The sequence below is a fragment of the Allobosea sp. BK604 genome, assembly GCF_004341515.1.
Lineage (GTDB): Bacteria > Pseudomonadota > Alphaproteobacteria > Rhizobiales > Beijerinckiaceae > Allobosea.
This window is the reverse complement of the sequence record NZ_SLZF01000010.1, coordinates 80,158-99,802: the sequence shown is the minus strand read 5'-3', so window position 1 is coordinate 99,802 and position 19,645 is coordinate 80,158. Positions and strand designations below refer to the sequence as shown.

Genomic DNA, 19,645 nt, shown 5'->3' with positions numbered 1-19,645 from the left:
CGCATGCCGCGCCACAGAAAATCGTGGTGAACCAGTCGGCCCCCAGCCTTTCGGCCGCCGCCGTCTATCTCGCCCGCGATACCGGCCTCTTCGCCAAGGAGGGGCTGGATGTCGATTTCGTCGCGACCGGCAGCGGCCTGAAATCGATCGTTCCGCTGATCAACGGCGATTCCCAGTTCTGCGCCTGCATCTTCTCTCACCCGATCGACGCGATGAAGGTGAATGCCGGCGACGTGAAGGTGATCGCCACGTTGATCACCGGCTATAACCACAAGATCGTGCTCGGCAAGGAGCAGGCGCAGAAGGCGGGCGTGACGCCCGACTCCCCGCTCGAGGCCCGGGTCAAGGCGCTCAAGGCGCAGAAGATCGGCATCACCGAGCCGAATGCCTCGACCGACCAGGTCGTCCGGCTGCTGATGAAGGATGCCGGACTGGATGCCTCGAAGGACTCGACACTGATCGCGCTCGGCGCGCAGAACCTGCCGCCGGCGATCCAGAACCACCAGATCGACGCCTTCGTCATGACCCCGCCGGTTCCCGAGCGCGCGATCGCGGCCGGCGACGCGATCCCGATCGTCGATCTCGGCAAGGACAAGATCCCGCTGCTGCGCGACTCGCTCTACATGGCGATCGCGGTCGATCCGAACTTCCTAGCGAAGAATCGCGAGCTCGCGGTGAAATTCGTCCGCGCCATCGCAAAGGCGCAGGTGCTGCTGGCCGAGCACCCGGACCAGGCCCGCAAGATCCTGAAGGAGAAGCAATTCGCCTCGATGGACCAGCCCACATTCGATGCGAGCTTCGACGGCAATATCGCCTTCTACGCCCACAAGCCCGAGGTTTCGCTCGCCGGCGTGCAAACCGCGCTCGATCTCGCGAAACGCTTCAGCCGCGAGCCGATCACCCTGAAGGCCGACGCGCTCATCGACAACTCGATCGCCGCGGACGCGGAAAAATAGGCAGGCTGGATCGCCACGCCCATTGGACCGAGGCCGCGATTGCTACGCGGCCTCGCAGGCCAGCGCATTTTCGAGCGAAGCGGAGGCCGGTTCGCGTGAAGAAAATGCGTCAAAGCCTTATAGACAGAGCGTTTCTGCGCTTCGGAGAAGCGCAAAAACGCTCCAAGCGTGCGGCTCAGCTCAGCATCTGGCCGCCATCGACGACGATCGTCTGGCCGGTCACCCAGCTCGCCATATCGCCTCCCAGGAAGAGCGCGACCTTGGCGATCTCCTCGGGCGCCCCGAAGCGGCCCGAGGGGATGCTGTCGAGCGTGCGGCGGTAGAGTTCGGGATCCGAGACCTTGCGGCTCTCCCACGATCCGCCGGGGAACTCGATCGAGCCAGGCGCGATCGCGTTCACGCGGATGCCCTTCGGCGCCAGCGCCCGTCCCTGCCCCATCGTGTAATTCACCACGGCCGCCTTGAGCGCGGCATAGGGCAAAGAGCGCGGCACCGCCAGAAGCCCGGAGATCGACGAGACATTGATGATCGCGCCGCCCCCGGCCTTCTCCATATAGGGGATGGCCGCATCCGTCGCGCGCACCGTCGCCATCAGGTCGACATTGACGCTGGCAAGCCAACCGCTCTCATCATTCTTCATGCCGAAGCCCGAGGCATTGTTGACGAGAACATCGATGCCGCCGAGCGCCTCGGCCGCCTCGTTCACGAAGCGTGTCACGGCGGCGGCTTCGGCGAGGTCGCAGGGCGCGGCGAATACCTTGCCGCCATGACGCTTCAGCTCGGCCTCCGCCAGCGTAAGCCCTTGCTGGGTGCGCGCGCAGATGGCCACATCGGCCCCTGCGGCAGCGAAGGCCAGGGCGATCGAGCGACCGATCCCGCGACTTCCTCCGGCGATCACGACCTTTTTGTCTTTGAAGGAAATCTGCATCGTCCCGTACCCAATCCGTTTCACACATGTCTCAATAGGGCGGCAGGCAGGCACGTCTCGGCCACGAGTTGCCTGCAGGCGCAATGGAAGCGACCGACTATGCCTGCTTTCGGGCGATGTTCCAGCGCCAGAATAGGGTGCAGGCCATGCTCGGCGCGGCGGCCGGGCCGGCCGATGAACGAGCGATTTCGGGAAAGCCGAGAAAGGACCGGCCGATGGCGTTTTCTTTCTGGAGATCTCGCGGCGACGAGCCGCCCATTCTCGTGCCGGCGATCGGCCTGGAACTGAGCGTCCGGTTGCCGCCCACGACGAACCGCGGTGCCATGACCGTGATCGAGACGGTCAACGCTCCCGGCTACGGCCCGCCGCGCCACCGCCATCCCGAAACCGAGCTGTTCCGGGTCATGGAGGGCCGCTATCTGTACGAGATCGACGGCAGGCGCTTCTTCGCCGATGCCGGCGATCTGGTGTCCGTGCCGGGCGGCGCCAGCCATGGCTTCGTCAACGTCACCGACAGGCCCGCGCGTCAGCTCATCATGATCCTGCCGGGCCTCGATGCCGAGCGCTTCTTCACCGAGCTCGGCGAGATCATGCAGCACGGCGTGCCGGACCGCGCCCGCTTGAATGAATTCGGCCGACGCTGGAACATGGAATTCCTGGGACCGCCGGTAAACGCTGGCGACGGCCCCACGGAACCGTGATGGCGACGCTGACCTGGGCGACGCATTCAGGACAATGGAGTTGGCGGATGTCGAAATTCTCGCGGCCGGTATCCCTTGGTGTGGCGCTGGTGGCGTTGGCCTTCGCCAGCCATGCTTCCGCGACCGAGGCGCGTTATGAATGCAGCGGCGGAACGAAGCTGACGGCCCAATTCTCCCCGCCCACCGCGCAGGCCGGTCGCGCTAAATTGACCTTCGATGGCGGTCGTGAGGCGATCTTGCCGCAGGCCGTGTCGGCGGATGGCGGGCGCTATGTCGGCGGTGACATCGAGTTCTGGATCAAGGGGCGCAGCGCCACCCTCACCCGTAATGGCAGCAGCGAAACCTGCGAGACACGCTGAGCGGGTCCGTTCCGTGCGGGCAGTCCGTATTGCTTGCCATCAGGTCGATCGCGACGGTCGTGCCTAACCGAGCTGGTGCAGATTTTTAGACTTGGCTTCGTTAGACTTGGCCTAGATTGAAGGGATCAAGTGTCAGCGCGGACCGTTCGGCAAGACCTCCGACCCGCTTGAGATAGTCCTGGAAATGCGGCGTTTCGCGGTGCGCAATGGCCGCTGCGTTGTCGGTGTAGAGTTCGTCGAGAACAAAACGCTTGTCCGCGCCTTGCTCTTGCCAGACATCCCATCGAAGATTCCCCGGCTCGGTGCGGCTCGCAGCCGCCAAGCCCTCGAGCAATACCTGCAGCTCTTCCGTTTTGCCTGGCCGGGGGGCCAGGACCGCAACGATTTTCACCGGATTGGACATAGGTCATTTCCGCGGGAGGTCGCCGCTGCGTCGAGGCTAGGCTGCCAACGCGCGCGCATGCTCGAGGGCATCAACCAGCTCTTTCGCCAATGGCCCTGCAGAGGCGGGATTCTGGCCGGTGATGAGGCGGCCATCGACCACGACATGAGGTTGCCAATTGGACGTTGACGAAAACTCGGCGCCCTCTGCCCTTAGCGCATCCTCGAGTTCATAGGGCACATCCTCGCGGGCATAGTCATATTCTTCCTTCTTGGAAAAGGACGTGAGCTTTCTGCCACGCACGAACGGCGTGCCGTCGCCGAGGTCCACCCCGAGCAGCGCGCACGGGCCGTGACACACGGCGGCGACGAGCTTGCCCGTGCTCCAGGCGCGCACGATCGCCTTTTGGACGTCCGCATTGTGCTGAATATCGACCATGGGTCCGAGACCGCCGGGCACCAGGATGGCGTCATAATCCGCAGCGTCCACTTCGGATAGTTTGCGGCTACGATTCAATCGGCGAAAGGCTTTGCTCTCGATAAACGCCTTCTGGGCCGGATCTTTCTCGTCATATGCATCGTACGGCGTCCATCCCCCGGCGGGGGATGCGAATTCTACCGCGATTCCCGACTTGTCGAGCACATCGAAAGGATGGGCGACCTCGGCAAAAAAGAACCCGGTCTTGCGATTGTGCGGGCCAATGACGGCAGCGTTGGTGACGATGAACAGGACATGTTTGGTCAAGGTTCTCTCCTTGAATGAATGATGATGCGTTCAGAGATTCGGGCTGATGTCGGCATCGGCAATCTCGATGAAGGCGGCGACCGCGCGCGGGTGCGACAGCATCACGGCGTGGCCCCATTGAGACGCCGGTTCGAGAAGAGATTAGGCATGAACGCGGGCCCCCGCGCGTTAAACGTGGTAAAATACTGTTGGGCCGGGCGTTGGCAGACATTCGATCCTGTGGGTGGCGGCTGGTTTCCAGCGAGCGGGAGCTATCGGCCAAAAGTCTCCTGCCGAGACGTTCCTCGATGATGCATGCCCAATTCAGCGCTCGCTCGTGCGCAACGCGCGGTTCCCAATCGCTGCGAGCGCGGACAATTGCTGTCTGGTCTGCGTAAGGCCACGGTTGGTACGGGTCGGGAAGAGCCAGGGCGGGCAACCACGTCCCCCAAACTACTCCGATAGACCAAGCCGGAGCGCTCTCACCGCGGGCCCTCGCGGGTTGACAGCAAAATCCGATAATGCCCCAATGAAAGCATTCAATAATGTCGCCGGGTGATGCCCCTGCTGGGGCACGCGATAGGCGGCGCCGGGACTAGGGAGCCCCGAATGCTGCGGATGTCGCTTGACCGCGTGACATTCCTTGTCGCGCTCATCCTGGGCCTGGCTTTCTTCTGGCAGGCGCGGACTCTCGACATGTGGGATCTTTTCGGCCCCGGGCCGGGCCTGTTTCCGATGCTGACGACAGCGTTCTGCTGCGTGCTCGCCGCCATTCTCTTCGCATTCCCCGGCCTCGCCACGGAGGAGGCAAAAGCGGAACCGGAACAGGAGCTTGGCCCAACCGAGAAGCGCAACTTTTGGGCCTACGCCCTCGCTCTGCCCTTCCTTGTTCTGGCTTCGGCCTGGCTCGGCTTCATTCTGATGAGCGTCGTCCTCGTCCTCGCGCTGTGCTGGGGCGCGGAAGGGCGAAGCTGGAAGGGCGCGCTCGTCTACGGGATCCTGCTCGGTCTCCTGGGCGTCCTCGGCTTCAATTACCTGCTCGAGACGCAGGTGCCGCTCGGGCCGCTCGATGAATTCGTGCTCCGCCTGGCCACCCGCTGAGGCCGCGCGATGGACAATCTCCTGCTCGGCTTTTCGACGGTCACCACGCCAACAAACCTCCTCTACTGCTTCATCGGCACCTTCCTCGGTACGGTCATCGGCATCCTGCCTGGCGTCGGCCCGCTCGCGACCATCGCCATCCTCATGCCGCTCAGCGCCAATCTCGACGTGACGCCAGCCTTGATCATGCTTTGCGGCATCTACTACGGGGTCGCCTATGGCGGCACGGCGACCTCGGTGCTGCTGCGCATCCCGGGCGAGGCATCCTCGGTCGTCACTTGCCTCGACGGCTACATGATGGCCCGCAAAGGCCGGGCCGGCGCGGCTTTGACGGTCGCGGCCGTCGGCTCCTTCATTGCCGGCACGGTCGGCACGGTCGCGATGTCCTATTTGTCGCCGCCCCTCGCCAAGATCGTCTTCGCCTTCGGGCCGGCGCAATATGCGGCGCTGATGCTCGCGGCCCTCGCGGCTGTCACCTATTTCTCCGGCGGGCCGCTGCTCAAGGCGCTGCTCATGGTCGGCTTCGGCTTGACGCTCGGTTGCATCGGCGCAGACCCGATGACGCTGGCGCCGCGGCTCACCTTCGGCAGCATCGACATGACCGGCGGCATCGACCTGACGCCGCTCGCCATCGGACTGTTCGGCTTCTCCGAAATCCTGACCATGGCGCGCCAGCCGCTGGAAAAGCTCAAGATCATCAAGCCTCCCAAGAGCTTCTTCGGCTATTTGCCGACGAAGGAAGAAGCCCGCCGATCGGTCGCACCCGTCGCGCGCGGCACGGTACTGGGCTTCGCCGTCGGCGTTCTCCCGGGTGGCGGCGCCATGCTGGCTTCGTTCCTCTCCTATGCGCTGGAGCGCAAGCTCTGCAAATATCCCAAGGAGTTCGGCCAGGGGGCGGTCGAAGGCGTCGCCGGCCCCGAAACCGCCAATAACGCCGGCAGCTCGGGCGCGCTCCTGCCGCTTCTCTGCATGGGACTGCCCTCGAATGCGGTCTCCGCCATCCTGCTCACGGCCTTCATGATGCATGGCGTCGCGCCGGGGCCCGCGATGATCGAGCGCCAGCCGGAGGTGTTCTGGGGGCTGATCGCCTCGATGTATATCGGCAACGTCATGCTGCTGCTGCTCAATCTTCCGTTGATCGGGCCGCTCATCAAGATCCTCGACATTCCCCGCGCCTATCTCTCGCCGTTGATCATGCTGATGTGCGTCATCGGTGTGTATGCGTCGGGCGGCACGACCGCGATCCTGGTCGCCGTGATCTTCGGCTTCCTCGGCTATTTCCTGCGCAAGATGAATTTCGATCTTGGGCTGCTGATCCTGGCCTTCGTGCTGGGCCCGATCCTCGAGCGCTCGGTGCGCCAGGCGCTGACGATCTCGGGTGGCGAAATCTCGATCTTCGTGACCGGCACGCTCTCGACCGGCTTGCTCTGCATCGCCGCCCTCTTCCTTGTCCTCGGACTGCTGCCGCATCGCAAGCTCGTCCTGCGGGAGGATGGCTAGGAAGAAAAACAGGCATTGATCCGCTTGTGCGCCGGGCCGGCCCATGCCAATTTTGAAACAATTCAAAAATCAAAACCCAGGGGAAACGCATGAAGCGCAGGGAACTGTTGAAAGCCGCTGGCGCGCTCGCCGCATGCGTGGTGGCAAGCCCGCTGCCGGTCCGCGCCCAGGCATGGCCGACGCGTGACATCACCATTATCGTCGCGGTTGGCCCGGGCTCCTCTGCGGATTCGGTCGCGCGCGGCGTCGCCAAGGTGCTGAGCCGCGAGCTCGGCGTTCCCGTACAGGTCAAGAACGTGCTCGGCGGCGCAGGTCTCACCGGCTTCGCCGAACTTGCCGCCTCGAAAGCCGACGGCTCGATCATCGGGCTCGTCAATGTCGGAGGACTGCTGGTCTTCCCGCATGTGATGACCGTGCCTTACACCTGGGACAGCTTCAGCTTCCTCGGCAGCGTCGCCGAGAATTATTTCGGCATCGGGATCGCCGCCAACTCCCCGATCAAGACCGTCGACGACCTCATCAAACTCGGCAAGACGCGGCCGATCACCTGGTCGGCCAGTGCGATCATGAACGGCATCGCCATGGTGCAGCTCGGCACCCTGACGGGCGCGAAATTCCGCTTCGTTCCGGCCAACACCCAGCCGGAGGCCGTGGCGCAGGCGGTCGGCGGCCATGTCGACATCGTGCTGCAGACCCCGCCCGACATGGTCTCCCTGATCGAGGGCAAGCAGCTCCGGCTGCTCGCCTCGGCGACGGCCAACCGCTGGCCCAACTATCCGGACGTCCAGACGCTGAAGGATCTGGGCTTCAACGCCTCCAGCGTCGTGCCGCTCGGCTTCGCCTGTCCCGCGGCCGTGCCGGCGGAGCTCAAGGCGCGGCTGGAAAGGGCTATCATCGTCGCCGGCAAGGATCCCGAACTCCTCGCGACGATGAAGCAGCTCACCATCATGCCGAACGCGATGACCGGCGCCGAATTCCTGAGCGCCCTAAAGGCGCAGGCGCCGATCGTGGACGAGGTACTGGCCACCGCGGGCATGAAGAAGCGCTGAAGACGGCCGTGCAACGGCACCTGGCCGGCCACGCGCACGCCGCCCGCCCCGACATCGACACGCCGATCAATCCGGAGCGACGTGCGGCAAACGCCTCCACAGAGGGGCTGGATCAACGAAATCAGTATCCGGGAGGATGCGGCATGACGACGAACACGCTTCCGCTTCAGCACGCGGTCACCGACGGCGCGCCGCCGGCGCCCGCCAAGGCACCATCTCGGCGCAGCGTGGCATCGATGCTCGCACTGGCGCCGGCCATGGCGTTCGCGGGCCGGGCCTATGCCGCCGAGCCGCCGAAGGACCCGCCCGTGTTCCGGATCGGTGCGCTGCTCGGCCTCACCGACAAGGGCAACTGGAACGCGCTCGTCATGCAGCGCGCCATCCAGATGGCGGTCGAGGAGATCAACGCGGCCGGCGGCGTCGAAGGCATCAAGGTCGAAGCCGCCATCGAGGATCATCAGGGCGTGCCGCGCGTCGGCGTCGATGCAATGCAGCGGCTTCGCGCCCGCTACGATATCCAGGCGGTCCTGTTGTCCTATTCCGCGGTCGGGCTTGCCGTTGCTCCGATCGGCGAGGAGCACAAGATCTTCATGCTCGACGGCGGCTCGGTCACTGACGCGCTCGTCGGCCCGTTCAAATATCTCTACCACAACCGCTCGGTGGCCTCGGTCGTCGCCCGTGCCGTGCTGACGGTGCCCAAGCAGATGGGCTTCAAGAAAATGGCGCAGATGGCGGCGGTGACCGATGACGGTCAAAGCCTGATCCGCGCCGCCGAGGCGGACTGGAAGGCGTATGGCGGCGAGATCACCGCGACCGAGCAGGCCATGTCGAACGCCTCGAACATCGACACGCAAATGGCGAAGCTGCGCAACACCAATGCGGATTTCCTCGCTGTCTGGCAGTTCTCCCCCGGACCGGGCCTGGTGATGAAGCGGGCGCGCGAATTCGGCATGAAGCAGCCGATCATCGGCGTCGAATACACCGCCGATATCGGCAAGGTCGCGGGTCCCCATTCCGAGGGCTACATCTTTGCCTCCGACTATTTCAATCCCAATGCCTCCGACCCCTGGCCCCAGCGCTTCGCGGCGGAATACCGCAAGCGCTTCAACGACAACCCCGAGGTCTACGCCGCGAATTACTACGAGGGCATCCACGTCATCTGCGAGGCGATCAAGCGATCGCGCGCACAAGGTGGCGATTATTTCACCGGTGAGCGTATCCGGGCCGCTCTTCTCGCCAACCCCAAGGTGCCGAGCGTCTATGGCGGCGACATGACCTTCAAGCCCGACGGAACCGGGCTGAAGCGCGTCGGCATCTTCAAGGTCACGAATGGCGAGGCGAAATTCCAGAATTTCGCCGAGATCAACTGACGGCTCGCCTCAGCGTGGACCTCTTTGCGCAACTCCTGGTCAACGGGCTGGGCAATGGCAGCCGCTATGCGCTGCTGGGGCTCGGCTTCGGCCTGATCTTCGGCACGACGCGGATCGTGCATTTCGCCTACGGGCCGATCTATGCCGTTGCGGCCTATGCCGCCTGGCTCGCAGCATCCGCGGCCGGCCTTCCGCTGGCGATCAGCGCCGCCATCGGCGTCGCCGGCGCGGCGCTGGCCGGTGCTGCCGTCTACGGACTGGCCTATCGGCCGTTCGAGGCACGCGGAATGTCATCGCATTCCGTGCTGATCCTGTCGCTGGCGCTGTCGATCGTACTCGACAGCCTCCTCACGCTGGCCTTCACGCCGAGCGTGCAGACCATTCCCGAGTTCACCGCCCCGATCTTTATACTGGGGCCGGTCTATGTCACCGCCCTGCAACTCGGTCAGATCGCCGCCGTCGTCGCGGTCGCCGCCATCCTGACCCTATTTCTCAGGCGCACCCGCTATGGCCAGGCGATCCTGGCGCTCGGCGACAATCGCGACATGGCCCGCATCGTCGGCATCGATACCGATCGCATCTCGCTGGTGGTCTTCGCCATCGGCTCGGCCGTCTCGGCCATCGCTGCCGTGTTCACCCTGCTCAACGAAGGCGCGACGCCGACCATGGGCTTCAACCCCGTCTTCATAGCCTTCGTCGTCGCGGTGGTGGGCGGGCTCGGCTCGATCCCCGGCGCGATCGCCGGCGGTTATCTCGTCGGCCTCGTCGAAAGCCTGGGCCTCTGGAAGATCCCGACCGAATGGCAGAACTCGATTGCCTTCGTCCTGCTCTTCCTGGTCATGCTGGTCAGGCCGCAGGGCCTCTTCTCCGGATTGAAGAGGTAAGCCATGGATCTCGTGCTCCATATCGGCGTGATGATCTGCCTCTATGCGATCCTTGCGACCTCTTTCAATCTGCTGATCGGTTTCTCCGGGCTCTTCGCCTTCGGCCACGCCACCTTCTATGCGGTCGGTGCCTATGCGACGGCGCTGCTGACGCTCAGGCTCGGCTGGCCCTTCCCGCTGCCCCTCATCGCCTCGATCGTCCTGACAGGGGCGATCGGGCTCGCCATCGCCCTGCCCTCGCTCCGGGTCTCCGGCATCTATCTCATCATCACCACGCTGGCGCTCCAGGTCATCGCCATCGACGTGATGCTGAACTGGACGGGCCTGACCGGCGGAGCCTCCGGCATCTCGGGCGTGCCGCCGCTGACGATCCTGGGGCACGCCTTCGGCGGGCCGGCGCGCTTCCTGCCCATCGCTGCACTGGCCGCCGCCCTCTGCTTCGCCGTCGCCTATCACGTCGGGAATTCGCCGTTCGGGCGGGCGCTGCGGGCCATGCGCGAGAACGAAAGCGCGGCAGCTTCCGTCGGCAAGAACATCTTCTATCTCAAGGTCGGCGTCTTCGGCCTCTCCGCCGCCCTCGCCTCCGTCGCCGGCTCGCTCTTCGCCCATTACCTCTCCTATGTCGGGGCCGACAGCTTCCAGGTCAGCGAAACCGTCCTGATCCTCTCGATGGTGGTGGTCGGAGGAACGGGCAATCTTCTCGGCTCCGTGCTCGGGGCAGCCATCCTGGTCCTGCTCCCCGCGGGGCTTGCCTTCATCGATCTGCCGCAGGGCATGGCCGGCCAGCTCCGCCTTCTCATATACGGGCTCGTCCTCATCCTCTTCCTCGTCTTCCGGCCGGAAGGCCTGCTGCGCGAACCGAAACGGGGCGGAAAAAAGGCGCCGCATCGCAACATGCCCGACGGGGCCCCACCCGCCATGGGCGCCATCGTCCCGCTTGCGGCGCGCGAAGGCTCGGCCCTGTCCGCGGTCGGCCTCAATAAGCGCTTTGGCGGGATCGTGGCGATTTCCTCGCTCGACGTCGATCTGGCGAGCGGCCGGATCACCGGCCTCGTCGGGCCCAACGGCGCCGGCAAGACCACGGCCTTCAATCTCCTCACCGGCTTTCTCGTTGCCGATGGCGGGGAGATCCGCTTTCGCGGCAAGCTGCTGACAAGGCTGCGGCCGCACGAGCTCGTCCGTGCCGGTATCGCGCGGTCCTTCCAGGACCTGCGGCTCTTCACCAGGATGTCGGTGCTGGAAAACGTGCTCGTGGCACTGCCGCGCCAGAGCGGCGACCGGCTCTCGGCGCTGTTCCTGAGACCCTTCGCCGTGCGTCGGGAGGACGCGGCCAATACTGCCAGGGCCATGGCGATCCTCGCGTTTATCGGTCTCGGCGACCGGGCGATGGATCTGGCCGAGGACCTCTCCTATGCCGAGGAGAAGCTCCTGGTCGTCGCGCGGCTCATCGCCACCGATGCCGAGGTGTTGCTGCTCGACGAGCCGCTATCCGGCCTCGATGGCGCGGCCATGCAGAAGATCATCGATCTCTTGCGCCAGCTCGCGGCCCGCAATCGCGCCATCTGCATCATCGAGCACAATCTCGAGGCGATCCGTAACGCCTGTGATCACCTGGTCTATCTCGACGAAGGCAAGGCGCTGGCCGAGGGCGAGCCCGGCGCGCTCATGCGGGATCCGGAATTGATGCGGCGGTACTTCAAATGAGCGCGCGTCTCGTCATCGAAGGCCTCAACGCGGGCTATGGCAAGAAGACGGTGGTCAACGGCGTCGACCTCGTCGTCGAGCCCGGCGAGATCGTGACGGTCCTCGGCCACAACGGGGCGGGCAAGACCACGTTGTTGCGCGGGATTTTCGGACTGATCAGGCTGAAATCCGGCAAGGTCGGCTTCGACGGCAGGGACATCACCGGCCGCAGCCCTTCGGACAACATCCTCGACGGCGTCGCGCTGGTGCCGCAGGGCCACGGCATCTTCCGCAGCCTGACTGTGCAGCAGAATCTCGAGCTCGGCGGCTTTTCGGTCACCGACAAAGCCGTCATCGCCGAGCGGATCGCACGTGTCTTTGGTCTGTTTCCCATCCTCGAGGAGCGCCACCGCCAGATCGGCGGCACGCTGTCGGGCGGGCAGCAGCAGATGCTCGCGATCGGCATGGCGCTGATGTCCGGCCCGCGCCTGCTCATCCTCGACGAACCCTCCATCGGACTCGCGCCCCTGCTGGTCGAACGCGTCATGGACAGCATCCGCGAGATCAATGCCGAGCTCGGGACGACGATCCTGCTCGTCGAGCAGAACCTGAAACAGGGCCTCGCTGTGGCGAACCGGGCCATCGTGCTCAATCGCGGCACCAAGCTCTATGACGGCAGCCCCGCGGAGCTCGCCGATGAAGGCAGGCTGATCGCCATGTTCTGAAACCCGCTGCGGCGGCCGCCGGAAAGCGTGAAATCGCCGTCTTATCAACATCGTGCTTGCGTCATGGGGGAAACCGAATAGAGTTTCTGAAAGCATTCAAAAAATGGGAGGCGCGTCCTGGCGCAGCGCCCCCTCTTCAAAACAGCGCGCACAGGTCAAACCGAGGAACCGCCATGCCGAGATATGAATCGCCTTACGATCCCGCCCAGATGCCGACCGGCCAGGAGCACATCGTCTACGAGAAGAAGGGCAACGTCGCCTATGTGCGGATCAATCGCCCGGAGGTGATGAACGCCCTGCACTCCTACGCCTATGCCGAGATGCGGGCGGCCTGGCGCGATATCGGCATGGACCCGAATATCTACTGCGGCATCGTCACCGGCACCGGCAAAGCCTTCTGCGCCGGGCGGGATGTCAAATTCCTCGCCAAGTACCAGGCCGAGGGCAAGCGCACGCCGCATGAGGACCCAACCAATCCGATGTTCTTCTGGGGCGGCGGCGGCCAGCCGAGCGACGCCAATCTCCACAAGCCGCTGATCTGCGCCCTGAATGGTTTCGCGGTCGGCGTCGGGCTTTCGCTCGCGCTGCAGTGCCAGCTTCGCGTGATGGCCGACGATGCCTGGATCGGCGATACCCACACGTTGGTCGGGCGCCTCGGCTCTCCGCAGAAGATGCTGCAGAGCCTTCCGCCCGCCATCGCGGCCTATCTCACCCTGTGCAACGGCCGGCTGACCGCGCAGGAATGCCTGCAATACGCCATCGTCAATCGCGTCGTACCGCAGGACAAGGTCATCGAGGAGGCCGAGAAGCTTGCCGCGATGATCTGCATGGGCTCGCCCCTGGCGACGCAGGCGGCCGTCAAGCTCTACCGCATGGCCCAGAGCCAGCACGAGGCGCTCGACAGCTACGCCAAGCATCTCGACAAGGAAACGGCCGAGAGCGAGGACGGCGCCGAGGGACCGCGCGCCTTCCGCGAGAAGCGCAAGCCGGTGTGGAAACTGCGCTGACCCGCCTCCCCTGACCACCATCAAGCGACCGGAACGTTCTGCGTGACCACATCCATGGGCTCATTGACGCCGCTGCTCGCGCCGCGTTCCGTCGCAGTGATCGGCGCCTCCGACCGTGATGGCAATCTCGGCGGGCTCTGCGTCTCCTACCTGCAGAAATTCGGCTACAAGGCCCCGGTCTGGCCCGTGAATGCGGGGCGGGTCGAGGTCGGTGGCCTGCCATGTTTCCCAAGCCTCTCGGCACTGCCGGCGGTGCCGGATCTCGCCATCATCGCGGTACCGGCCGATGCCGTTCTCGGCGTCGTGTCGGACTGCATCGCGGCGAAGGTTCCGGCTGCGATCGTCTGGGCCGGCGGCTTCGCCGAGGGTGACGAGGATGGCAGGGCGCGCCAGCGAGAACTCGAGGACCTGTGCCGCGGTACGGATCTCAAGCTCTGCGGCCCGAACTGCATCGGCGTCATCAACACCGCGATCGGACTGACGGCGTCGTTCTCGTCGCTGATGACCGAGTTCGACCATTTCGTGCCCGGCTCGGTCTCGATGGTGAGCCAGAGCGGCGGGCTCTCCGTCACAGCCCATGCCCGCGCGCAGGAGCTCGGCCTCGGCTTCCGCATGACCATCAGTTGCGGCAACGAGGCGGTAATCGGCATTCCCGAATTCATCGAGGCCTTGGTCGAGGACGAGGGAACGCGGGTCATCGCCGTCTATACCGAAGGGCTTTCCAACCCGGCTGCCTTCGCCAGGGCGCTGGGCAAGGCGCGGGATCGCGGCAAGCCGGTCGTGGTCCTCAAGGGCGGCGCCACCGAGGAGAGCGGCCGGGCGGCGCTTGCCCATACCGGCCGTCTCGCCGGGCTCGACCGCACCTATGAGGCGATCTTTCGCGAATTCGCCGCCATCCGCGTCTATTCGACCGAGGAACAGCTCGATGTCTGCCTGCAGCTCGCGGCGCTGAAACCCGGGCAGCTTCCGCGCGGGAGCCGCGTGCTGCTGTCGTCCTTCGGCGGCGGCTCCGGCGTGATCGGCACCGATCAATGCATTCGCGAAGGCCTCACCGTGCCGGCCCTCGACGCGGATATCCGCGAGCAGGTCAAGCCGATCCTCACCCCGCTCGCATCCTCGATGAATCCAATCGACCTGACGCCTGGTTCGGTCACCAATCCTAAGAACCGCGCCAACCTACCCGAGGTGCTGCGCATCTTCGCCGAGGCGCCGAACGTCGATTCGATGATCTTCCTCTCCGCCGGCTTCGGCAAGCACGCCCGCGAGGTGGTCGAGATGGTCGAGCACCTGCGCGGGACCATCGACAAGCCGGTCGCCGTGAGCTGGCTCTCACCGCCGGAAGGCATCCTTGATCTGCTCGCCGGGCGCGGCGTGCGCGCCTATGACGAGCATGCTCGCGCCATCCGCGCCATGGGCCATGTCGCGCGCTATGCGGAGGATCGGCGCAGTCGCATCCGCCTCAGGCCCGACCTGGTACAGCATTTCGACTGGAAAGCCTTCGTCAGCGAAGCCGGCGGCCCCCAGGTCGTTTCCGAGAATGTTGCCGCGGGCATTCTGGAAGCCGCCGGGCTGCCGGTCGCGCCCGGTCTGCTCGCGGTTTCGCCCCGGGATGTCGCAGTGGCTGCCGAGACGGTCGGCTTCCCGCTCGTGATGAAGGCGATCTCGCCTCAGGTCACGCATCGCGCCGCAGCCGGGCTGCTTGCGCTTGGCATCGACAGCACCGAGGCCGCGCTGAAGACCGACGCGGTGTTCCGCGATCGCGCCAAGGCGCTCGGCGCCACGCTCGACGGCCTCTGGCTCCAGCGCATGGTGCCGGGCGATGTCGAGCTTCTCGTCACCGCTTTCCGCGACAAGGAATTCGGAATCATGGTCGGCGTCGGCATGGGTGGGGGACAGACCGAGATCATCGATGATGTGGTCTTCGCCCGCGCTCCGCTCGATGTGGACGGAGCCTATGATCTCCTCTCCCGGCTGCGCACCGTCAGGCGGATGCCCGCCCTCCTCTCCGAGACCCAGCACAAGCTCGCCGCCGATTTCCTCGCCGGGTTTTCAGCTCTCGTCGCGTCGGCGCCCTGGGAGAACTTCACCTTCGAGGTCAACCCGCTCAAGATTTCGGCCGATGCATGCCATGCCGTCGATGGGCTGCTGCTCGTCGAATAGGCCCGGCGGAAGCCGATCGCCCGCCTGCTCAAGCCAGCCCTGGAGGAAACCCGATGTTCGCCGCGCCCCCGATCGTCGAGACTGAGGTCTTTGCCAGCTTGCCGGCCGAGTGGCGCTTCACCAACGAGACCGAGTGGAGCCGCAGGCGCGGCAGTGGCCCGCTCCATTCCTTCCTTGAGGGCCCATCCTTCGACCGGCAGGGCAATTTCTACTGCGTCGACATTTGCCATGGACGCATTTTCAAGCTGACCCCGGCGGGCGAATGGTCGCTGTTCAAGCGCTATGACGGCGCTCCCAATGGCCTGAAGATCCATCGTGATGGCCGCCTCTTCGTCACCGATCAGTTTCAGGGCCTCCTCATCCTCGATCCCGAGAATGGCAAGATCCTGCACTGTGTCGAAGGCCCCGCGGGCGAGCGCTTCAACGCCCTCAACGACCTCGTCTTCGCCGAGGATGGCACCCTCTATTTCACCGATCCCGGCGGTGCGAGCCTCGAAAACCCGGTCGGTCGCATCTTTCGCTGGCGTGAGGGCGGGCCGGTCGAACTCGTCGCCGAGGGATTGACCTATCCGAATGGACTCGTGTTCGACGAGGGCAACAAGGCGCTGCTGATCGCGCTGTCCCGGACGCTGCAGATCATCCGCGCTCCACTCAATCCCGAGTCCCCGCTCGCCCATAAGCTCGGCCTCTTCATCCAGCTTTCGGGCGGACTTGCCGGGCCGGACGGCCTGGCCCTGGACGAACATGGCGGCCTCGTCGTGTGCCATTCCGGCCTCGCCTGCGCCTGGCTGTTCGACCGGCTTGGCGAGCCGATTGCGCGCATCAAGTCCTGCGCCGGCATCCGCGTGACCAACGCGGCCTATGGCGGGCCCGACCGCAAGACGCTCTATCTCACTGAATCGGAACAGGGCGTGATCCTGAAAGCGCGCATGGCCACGCCTGGGCGGGTGATGTTCTCGCATCGTTGACCGTCGCGAAGCCGGGTCACCGGCACGTTTTCGCCAATATTCAGCGGTTGCAAAACCACCCGCGCTCTGAAACCATTCAATAACAAAGAGCTTCGTCAGAGAGCTCCGAGAAACGCTATGGGAGATTGAACGATGAGCCGAAGCCGGCCGATCGTCGCATTCCGCTCGCTATCGAGCCTCGCCCTGGGAGCATTGGCGCTCTGCGCGATGGCCGCGGTCCATCCCGCGATGGCGCAGGACTTTCCGGCGGGCAAGACCATCACCATCATCCTGCCCTATGCGCCGGGCGGCGCGACCGACACCGCCGCACGGCTCATGGCCCAGGGGCTGGAGAAAGAACTCAAGACACGCGTGCAGATCGTCAACAAGGCCGGCGCCGCCTCGCAGGTGGGCTTGAGCGAACTCGTCCGCGCGACGCCAGATGGCTTCACGCTCGGCTACGCGGTGCTACCGACGGTGACGACCCATTATCTCGACAAGACGCGGCAGGCCATCTACGGCCGCGAGAGTTTCCAGCCGGTCGGGCTGCATTATTTCACGCCGGCCATGCTGGCGGTGCGGACCAATTCGCCGATCAAGGACATCAAGGACCTGGTGGAGGCCGCCAAGGCCAAGCCGGGCACGATCAAGATCAGCGATTCCGGGCTGATGGCCGTGCCGCATATCCAGGTGGTGATGCTCGAGCGGGCCGCCGGCGTGAAATTCGCACCGGTCCATTTCAATGGCGGCGCTCCCTCCGTCACGGCGCTGCTCGGAGGGCATGTCGACGTCCTGGCCGGTGGCATCACCGACGGGCTGACCCAGATGAAGGCCGGCGCGTTCCGGGTGCTCGGCGTTGCGGCGGAGACGCGCGACCCCGCCATGCCAGACGTGCCGACGATCAAATCGCAGGGCTACGACGTCAACGCCGCGTCCTGGACCGGCCTCCTCGCGCCTGCCGGCACGCCACGCCCGATCGTCGACAAGATCAGCGCGGCCATGAAGACGGTCATCGCCGATCCCGAGCATCGCAAGGGGCTCGATGCGATGGGCGTCGAGCCGCGCTACCTCACGCCGGAAGACTACACCAAGGCTTGGATCGACATCGAAACGCGGATGAAACCCGTCATGGACGCGAACCCGCAATAGGCTGTTCGGTCCCCCGTCCCCTCGCCTGCCCGGAGGTTTAATGACGCGTCTGCATGTTGTGGCCGGCGTGATCTTCATGCTGATCGCGGCGGGGCTCGGCTGGGAAGCGACCCGCTATTCCTATTACTCGGCCCTCGGCCCGGGACCTGGCTTCTTTCCGCTCTGGCTTTGCGGCGCGCTGGCACTGCTCGCCGCCAGCGTGATCGTCACGGCCCGGCGCGACGGCGGCGCGGTACCCGCTGATTTCTGGCCCGATCGGACAGGGCTGCTGCGGATCGGCGCCGTCATCGCCGCGCTCATCTTCGTCGCGGCGAGCATGGACGCGCTTGGCTTCCGGCTCACCATGCTCATCGCTTCGCTGGGGCTGCTGCTGGCGCTGGGCTGCCGCAGCCCCGTGCAGATCGGCCTCACCGTGATCTTCGCCAGCTTCGGCCTCTCCATGCTGTTCTCGGACTATCTCGGCGTCGCGCTGCCATCCGGCCGGTTCGGACTTTGATCTGATGGAGACGCTCGGGCTTCTGATTTCCGGCTTCTCCGTCGCGCTCCAGCCTAACAACCTGCTGTTTGCGCTCATTGGCGGCATCATCGGCACGGTGGTCGGCATCCTGCCGGGTATCGGCCCGGTCGCGGGGACGGCTCTGCTCTTGCCCATCGCTTTCAAGATGGACCCGACCGCCTCGATCATCATGCTGACCTCAATCTACTACGGCACGATGTATGGCGGCACGCTGACCTCGGTTCTGGTCAATGTCCCGGGCGAGGCCGCCTCCGCCATCACCTGCATCGACGGCTACGAAATGGCGAAGCGCGGTCGCGCCGGCCCTGCGCTCGCAGTCGCGGCCATCGGCTCCTTCATCGGTGGTCTCGTCTCGGTCGCCGGGCTCGTCTTGCTCGCCGGCCCGCTGACCAAGTTGGCATTGCTGTTCGGCCCGCCTGAATTCTTCAGCCTGATGCTCGTCGGCCTGACGCTCGTCATCGGACTGGCCGGCCGTTCGATCGCGCTCGCGCTCATCTCGGCCGTGCTCGGCCTGCTGATCGCCATGGTCGGCATCGACCCGGTGGTGGGCGCGCCGCGCTTCACCTTCGGCAATATCAATCTCATGGGCGGCATCGACATCGTCATCGTCGCGATGGGGTTGTTCGGCATCGGCGAAATCCTGGTCGCGCTCGAGGGCGACCAGCGCATCGAGATCATCCGCGCGCGGATTCGCGACCTTGTCCCGACGCGCGAGGATATGCGCCGCTCGACCGGCCCGGTCTTGCGCGGTACCGGCATTGGCTTCGTGCTCGGCCTCGTTCCCGGCGTCGGAGCGGTGGTGCCGACCGTGATCTCCTACATCACCGAAAAGCGCCTCTCGAAGACGCCGGGCGAATTCGGCAAGGGCATGATCGAGGGGGTCGCGGGGCCCGAGACCGCCAACAACGCCTATGCCAATGCCGCGCTGATCCCGCTCTTCACCCTCGGCATTCCCGGCTCGCCGACCGTCGCCATCATCATGGGCGCCTTCATGATGAAGAACATCATCCCGGGTCCCTTCCTGTTCCAGGAACATGCGGACGTGGTCTGGGGCGTGATCGCGAGCTTCGTCGTCGGCAACCTGATCCTGCTGATCCTCAACCTGCCGCTGATCCCGCTCTGGGTCAGCCTGCTGCGCATTCCGCGCGCGGTGCTCTTCACGCTCATCCTCGCCTTTTGCGTAGTGGGCGCCTACTCGACCAATGGCCGTCTCTTCGACGTCGGCACCATGACGGTGTTCGGCGTCGTCGGCTATCTGTTCAAGAAGCTCGATGTGCCGCTCGCGCCGCTGATCCTGACGCTGATCCTGGGGCCGCTAATGGAGCAGTCGTTGCGGCAGTCGCTGGAAATATCCCAGGGCAGTTTCATGGTGTTCATGGAGCGGCCGATCTCGGCCGGGCTCATCATCCTCGCGGTCGCGATCGTCGCGCTCTCGACGCGGAGCATCGTATCGAATGTCCGCGGCCAGGATTCCGAACTCTGAGCAGCGGGCCGTTTCCGCAAG

Annotated in this window: 19 protein-coding genes; 16 read left to right on the top strand and 3 right to left on the bottom strand. The window is 65.1% G+C overall.

Annotated features, from left to right (window positions below):
* Positions 1-26: 26 nt before the first annotated feature.
* Positions 27-956: an ABC transporter substrate-binding protein gene (locus EV560_RS27150; protein WP_165923667.1), complete on the top strand. Its 930-nt coding sequence runs from the start codon at positions 27-29 to the stop codon at positions 954-956.
* A 175-nt stretch (positions 957-1,131) separates the two neighbouring features.
* On the opposite strand, the gene EV560_RS27145 is transcribed toward EV560_RS27150, so the two are convergent.
* Entirely contained in the window at positions 1,132-1,884 is a 753-nt protein-coding gene (locus EV560_RS27145) for an SDR family NAD(P)-dependent oxidoreductase (RefSeq protein WP_131858970.1), read from the bottom strand.
* Between the two features lie 83 nt (positions 1,885-1,967).
* Between EV560_RS27145 and EV560_RS27140 the strand changes: the two genes are divergently transcribed.
* Both EV560_RS27140 and EV560_RS27135 read left to right on the top strand, forming a co-directional pair.
* On the top strand, positions 1,968-2,585 hold the full coding sequence (locus EV560_RS27140; RefSeq protein ID WP_248312229.1) for a cupin domain-containing protein: 618 nt from the start codon (positions 1,968-1,970) through the stop codon (positions 2,583-2,585).
* Entirely contained in the window at positions 2,585-2,944 is a 360-nt protein-coding gene (locus EV560_RS27135; RefSeq protein ID WP_248312228.1) for an MliC family protein, read from the top strand. The genes EV560_RS27140 and EV560_RS27135 overlap by 1 nt, the downstream gene beginning before the upstream one ends.
* Positions 2,945-3,044: 100 nt before the next feature.
* Here the strand turns inward: EV560_RS27135 and EV560_RS27130 are convergent, their stop codons facing one another.
* Complete coding sequence (locus EV560_RS27130; protein WP_131858969.1) at positions 3,045-3,347, bottom strand: putative quinol monooxygenase; 303 nt, start codon at positions 3,345-3,347, stop codon at positions 3,045-3,047.
* 36 nt (positions 3,348-3,383) lie between these two features.
* Positions 3,384-4,070 carry a type 1 glutamine amidotransferase domain-containing protein gene (locus EV560_RS27125; RefSeq protein ID WP_131858968.1) on the bottom strand — a complete coding sequence of 229 codons (687 nt, stop codon included), beginning with the start codon at positions 4,068-4,070 and terminating at the stop codon, positions 3,384-3,386.
* 588 nt (positions 4,071-4,658) lie between these two features.
* Between EV560_RS27125 and EV560_RS27120 the strand changes: the two genes are divergently transcribed.
* The 13 genes from EV560_RS27120 to EV560_RS27060 all read left to right on the top strand — a co-directional run bounded on the left by EV560_RS27120 (position 4,659) and on the right by EV560_RS27060 (position 19,624).
* Positions 4,659-5,150 carry a tripartite tricarboxylate transporter TctB family protein gene (locus EV560_RS27120; RefSeq protein ID WP_165923666.1) on the top strand — a complete coding sequence of 164 codons (492 nt, stop codon included), beginning with the start codon at positions 4,659-4,661 and terminating at the stop codon, positions 5,148-5,150.
* Between the two features lie 9 nt (positions 5,151-5,159).
* On the top strand, positions 5,160-6,650 hold the full coding sequence (locus tag EV560_RS27115) for a tripartite tricarboxylate transporter permease (RefSeq protein ID WP_131858966.1): 1,491 nt from the start codon (positions 5,160-5,162) through the stop codon (positions 6,648-6,650).
* Positions 6,651-6,739: 89 nt separating this feature from the next.
* Positions 6,740-7,699 carry a Bug family tripartite tricarboxylate transporter substrate binding protein gene (locus EV560_RS27110; protein ID WP_131858965.1) on the top strand — a complete coding sequence of 320 codons (960 nt, stop codon included), beginning with the start codon at positions 6,740-6,742 and terminating at the stop codon, positions 7,697-7,699.
* A gap of 143 nt (positions 7,700-7,842) precedes the next feature.
* Positions 7,843-9,069 (top strand): ABC transporter substrate-binding protein, encoded by a 1,227-nt coding sequence (locus tag EV560_RS27105; protein WP_131858964.1) that lies wholly within the window; start codon positions 7,843-7,845, stop codon positions 9,067-9,069.
* 14 nt (positions 9,070-9,083) lie between these two features.
* Entirely contained in the window at positions 9,084-9,953 is an 870-nt protein-coding gene (locus EV560_RS27100) for a branched-chain amino acid ABC transporter permease (RefSeq protein ID WP_131858963.1), read from the top strand.
* 3 nt (positions 9,954-9,956) lie between these two features.
* Positions 9,957-11,657 (top strand): branched-chain amino acid ABC transporter ATP-binding protein/permease, encoded by a 1,701-nt coding sequence (locus EV560_RS27095; RefSeq protein WP_131858962.1) that lies wholly within the window; start codon positions 9,957-9,959, stop codon positions 11,655-11,657.
* Complete coding sequence (locus EV560_RS27090) at positions 11,654-12,361, top strand: ABC transporter ATP-binding protein (protein WP_131858961.1); 708 nt, start codon at positions 11,654-11,656, stop codon at positions 12,359-12,361. The genes EV560_RS27095 and EV560_RS27090 overlap by 4 nt, the downstream gene beginning before the upstream one ends.
* Before the next feature lie 173 nt (positions 12,362-12,534).
* Entirely contained in the window at positions 12,535-13,368 is an 834-nt protein-coding gene (locus EV560_RS27085) for an enoyl-CoA hydratase/isomerase family protein (RefSeq protein ID WP_131858960.1), read from the top strand.
* A 42-nt stretch (positions 13,369-13,410) separates the two neighbouring features.
* Positions 13,411-15,528: an acetate--CoA ligase family protein gene (locus EV560_RS27080; RefSeq protein WP_131858959.1), complete on the top strand. Its 2,118-nt coding sequence runs from the start codon at positions 13,411-13,413 to the stop codon at positions 15,526-15,528.
* A gap of 53 nt (positions 15,529-15,581) precedes the next feature.
* A complete protein-coding gene (locus EV560_RS27075) occupies positions 15,582-16,496 on the top strand; it encodes an SMP-30/gluconolactonase/LRE family protein (RefSeq protein WP_131858958.1) in 915 nt (304 codons plus the stop codon).
* A gap of 132 nt (positions 16,497-16,628) precedes the next feature.
* Positions 16,629-17,624, top strand: coding sequence for a tripartite tricarboxylate transporter substrate binding protein (locus tag EV560_RS27070; RefSeq protein ID WP_131858957.1), 996 nt, complete (start codon positions 16,629-16,631; stop codon positions 17,622-17,624).
* A gap of 40 nt (positions 17,625-17,664) precedes the next feature.
* Positions 17,665-18,120 carry a tripartite tricarboxylate transporter TctB family protein gene (locus EV560_RS27065; RefSeq protein ID WP_131858956.1) on the top strand — a complete coding sequence of 152 codons (456 nt, stop codon included), beginning with the start codon at positions 17,665-17,667 and terminating at the stop codon, positions 18,118-18,120.
* 4 nt (positions 18,121-18,124) lie between these two features.
* Entirely contained in the window at positions 18,125-19,624 is a 1,500-nt protein-coding gene (locus EV560_RS27060; protein ID WP_131858955.1) for a tripartite tricarboxylate transporter permease, read from the top strand.
* Positions 19,625-19,645: the final 21 nt, after the last annotated feature.

Excerpts from the sequence above, each read along its gene's own strand:
- EV560_RS27115 (WP_131858966.1), top strand. The coding sequence starts at position 5,160 with ATGGACAATCTCCTGCTCGGCTTTTCGACGGTCACCACGCCAACAAAC.
- EV560_RS27105 (WP_131858964.1), top strand. The coding sequence starts at position 7,843 with ATGACGACGAACACGCTTCCGCTTCAGCACGCGGTCACCGACGGCGCG.
- EV560_RS27075 (WP_131858958.1), top strand. The coding sequence starts at position 15,582 with ATGTTCGCCGCGCCCCCGATCGTCGAGACTGAGGTCTTTGCCAGCTTG.
- EV560_RS27135 (WP_248312228.1), top strand. The coding sequence starts at position 2,585 with ATGGCGACGCTGACCTGGGCGACGCATTCAGGACAATGGAGTTGGCGG.
- EV560_RS27145 (WP_131858970.1), bottom strand. The coding sequence starts at position 1,884 with ATGCAGATTTCCTTCAAAGACAAAAAGGTCGTGATCGCCGGAGGAAGT.
- EV560_RS27065 (WP_131858956.1), top strand. The coding sequence starts at position 17,665 with ATGACGCGTCTGCATGTTGTGGCCGGCGTGATCTTCATGCTGATCGCG.
- EV560_RS27085 (WP_131858960.1), top strand. The coding sequence starts at position 12,535 with ATGCCGAGATATGAATCGCCTTACGATCCCGCCCAGATGCCGACCGGC.
- EV560_RS27070 (WP_131858957.1), top strand. The coding sequence starts at position 16,629 with ATGAGCCGAAGCCGGCCGATCGTCGCATTCCGCTCGCTATCGAGCCTC.
- EV560_RS27140 (WP_248312229.1), top strand. The coding sequence starts at position 1,968 with ATGGAAGCGACCGACTATGCCTGCTTTCGGGCGATGTTCCAGCGCCAG.
- EV560_RS27060 (WP_131858955.1), top strand. The coding sequence starts at position 18,125 with ATGGAGACGCTCGGGCTTCTGATTTCCGGCTTCTCCGTCGCGCTCCAG.
- EV560_RS27095 (WP_131858962.1), top strand. The coding sequence starts at position 9,957 with ATGGATCTCGTGCTCCATATCGGCGTGATGATCTGCCTCTATGCGATC.
- EV560_RS27090 (WP_131858961.1), top strand. The coding sequence starts at position 11,654 with ATGAGCGCGCGTCTCGTCATCGAAGGCCTCAACGCGGGCTATGGCAAG.
- EV560_RS27110 (WP_131858965.1), top strand. The coding sequence starts at position 6,740 with ATGAAGCGCAGGGAACTGTTGAAAGCCGCTGGCGCGCTCGCCGCATGC.
- EV560_RS27130 (WP_131858969.1), bottom strand. The coding sequence starts at position 3,347 with ATGTCCAATCCGGTGAAAATCGTTGCGGTCCTGGCCCCCCGGCCAGGC.
- EV560_RS27120 (WP_165923666.1), top strand. The coding sequence starts at position 4,659 with ATGCTGCGGATGTCGCTTGACCGCGTGACATTCCTTGTCGCGCTCATC.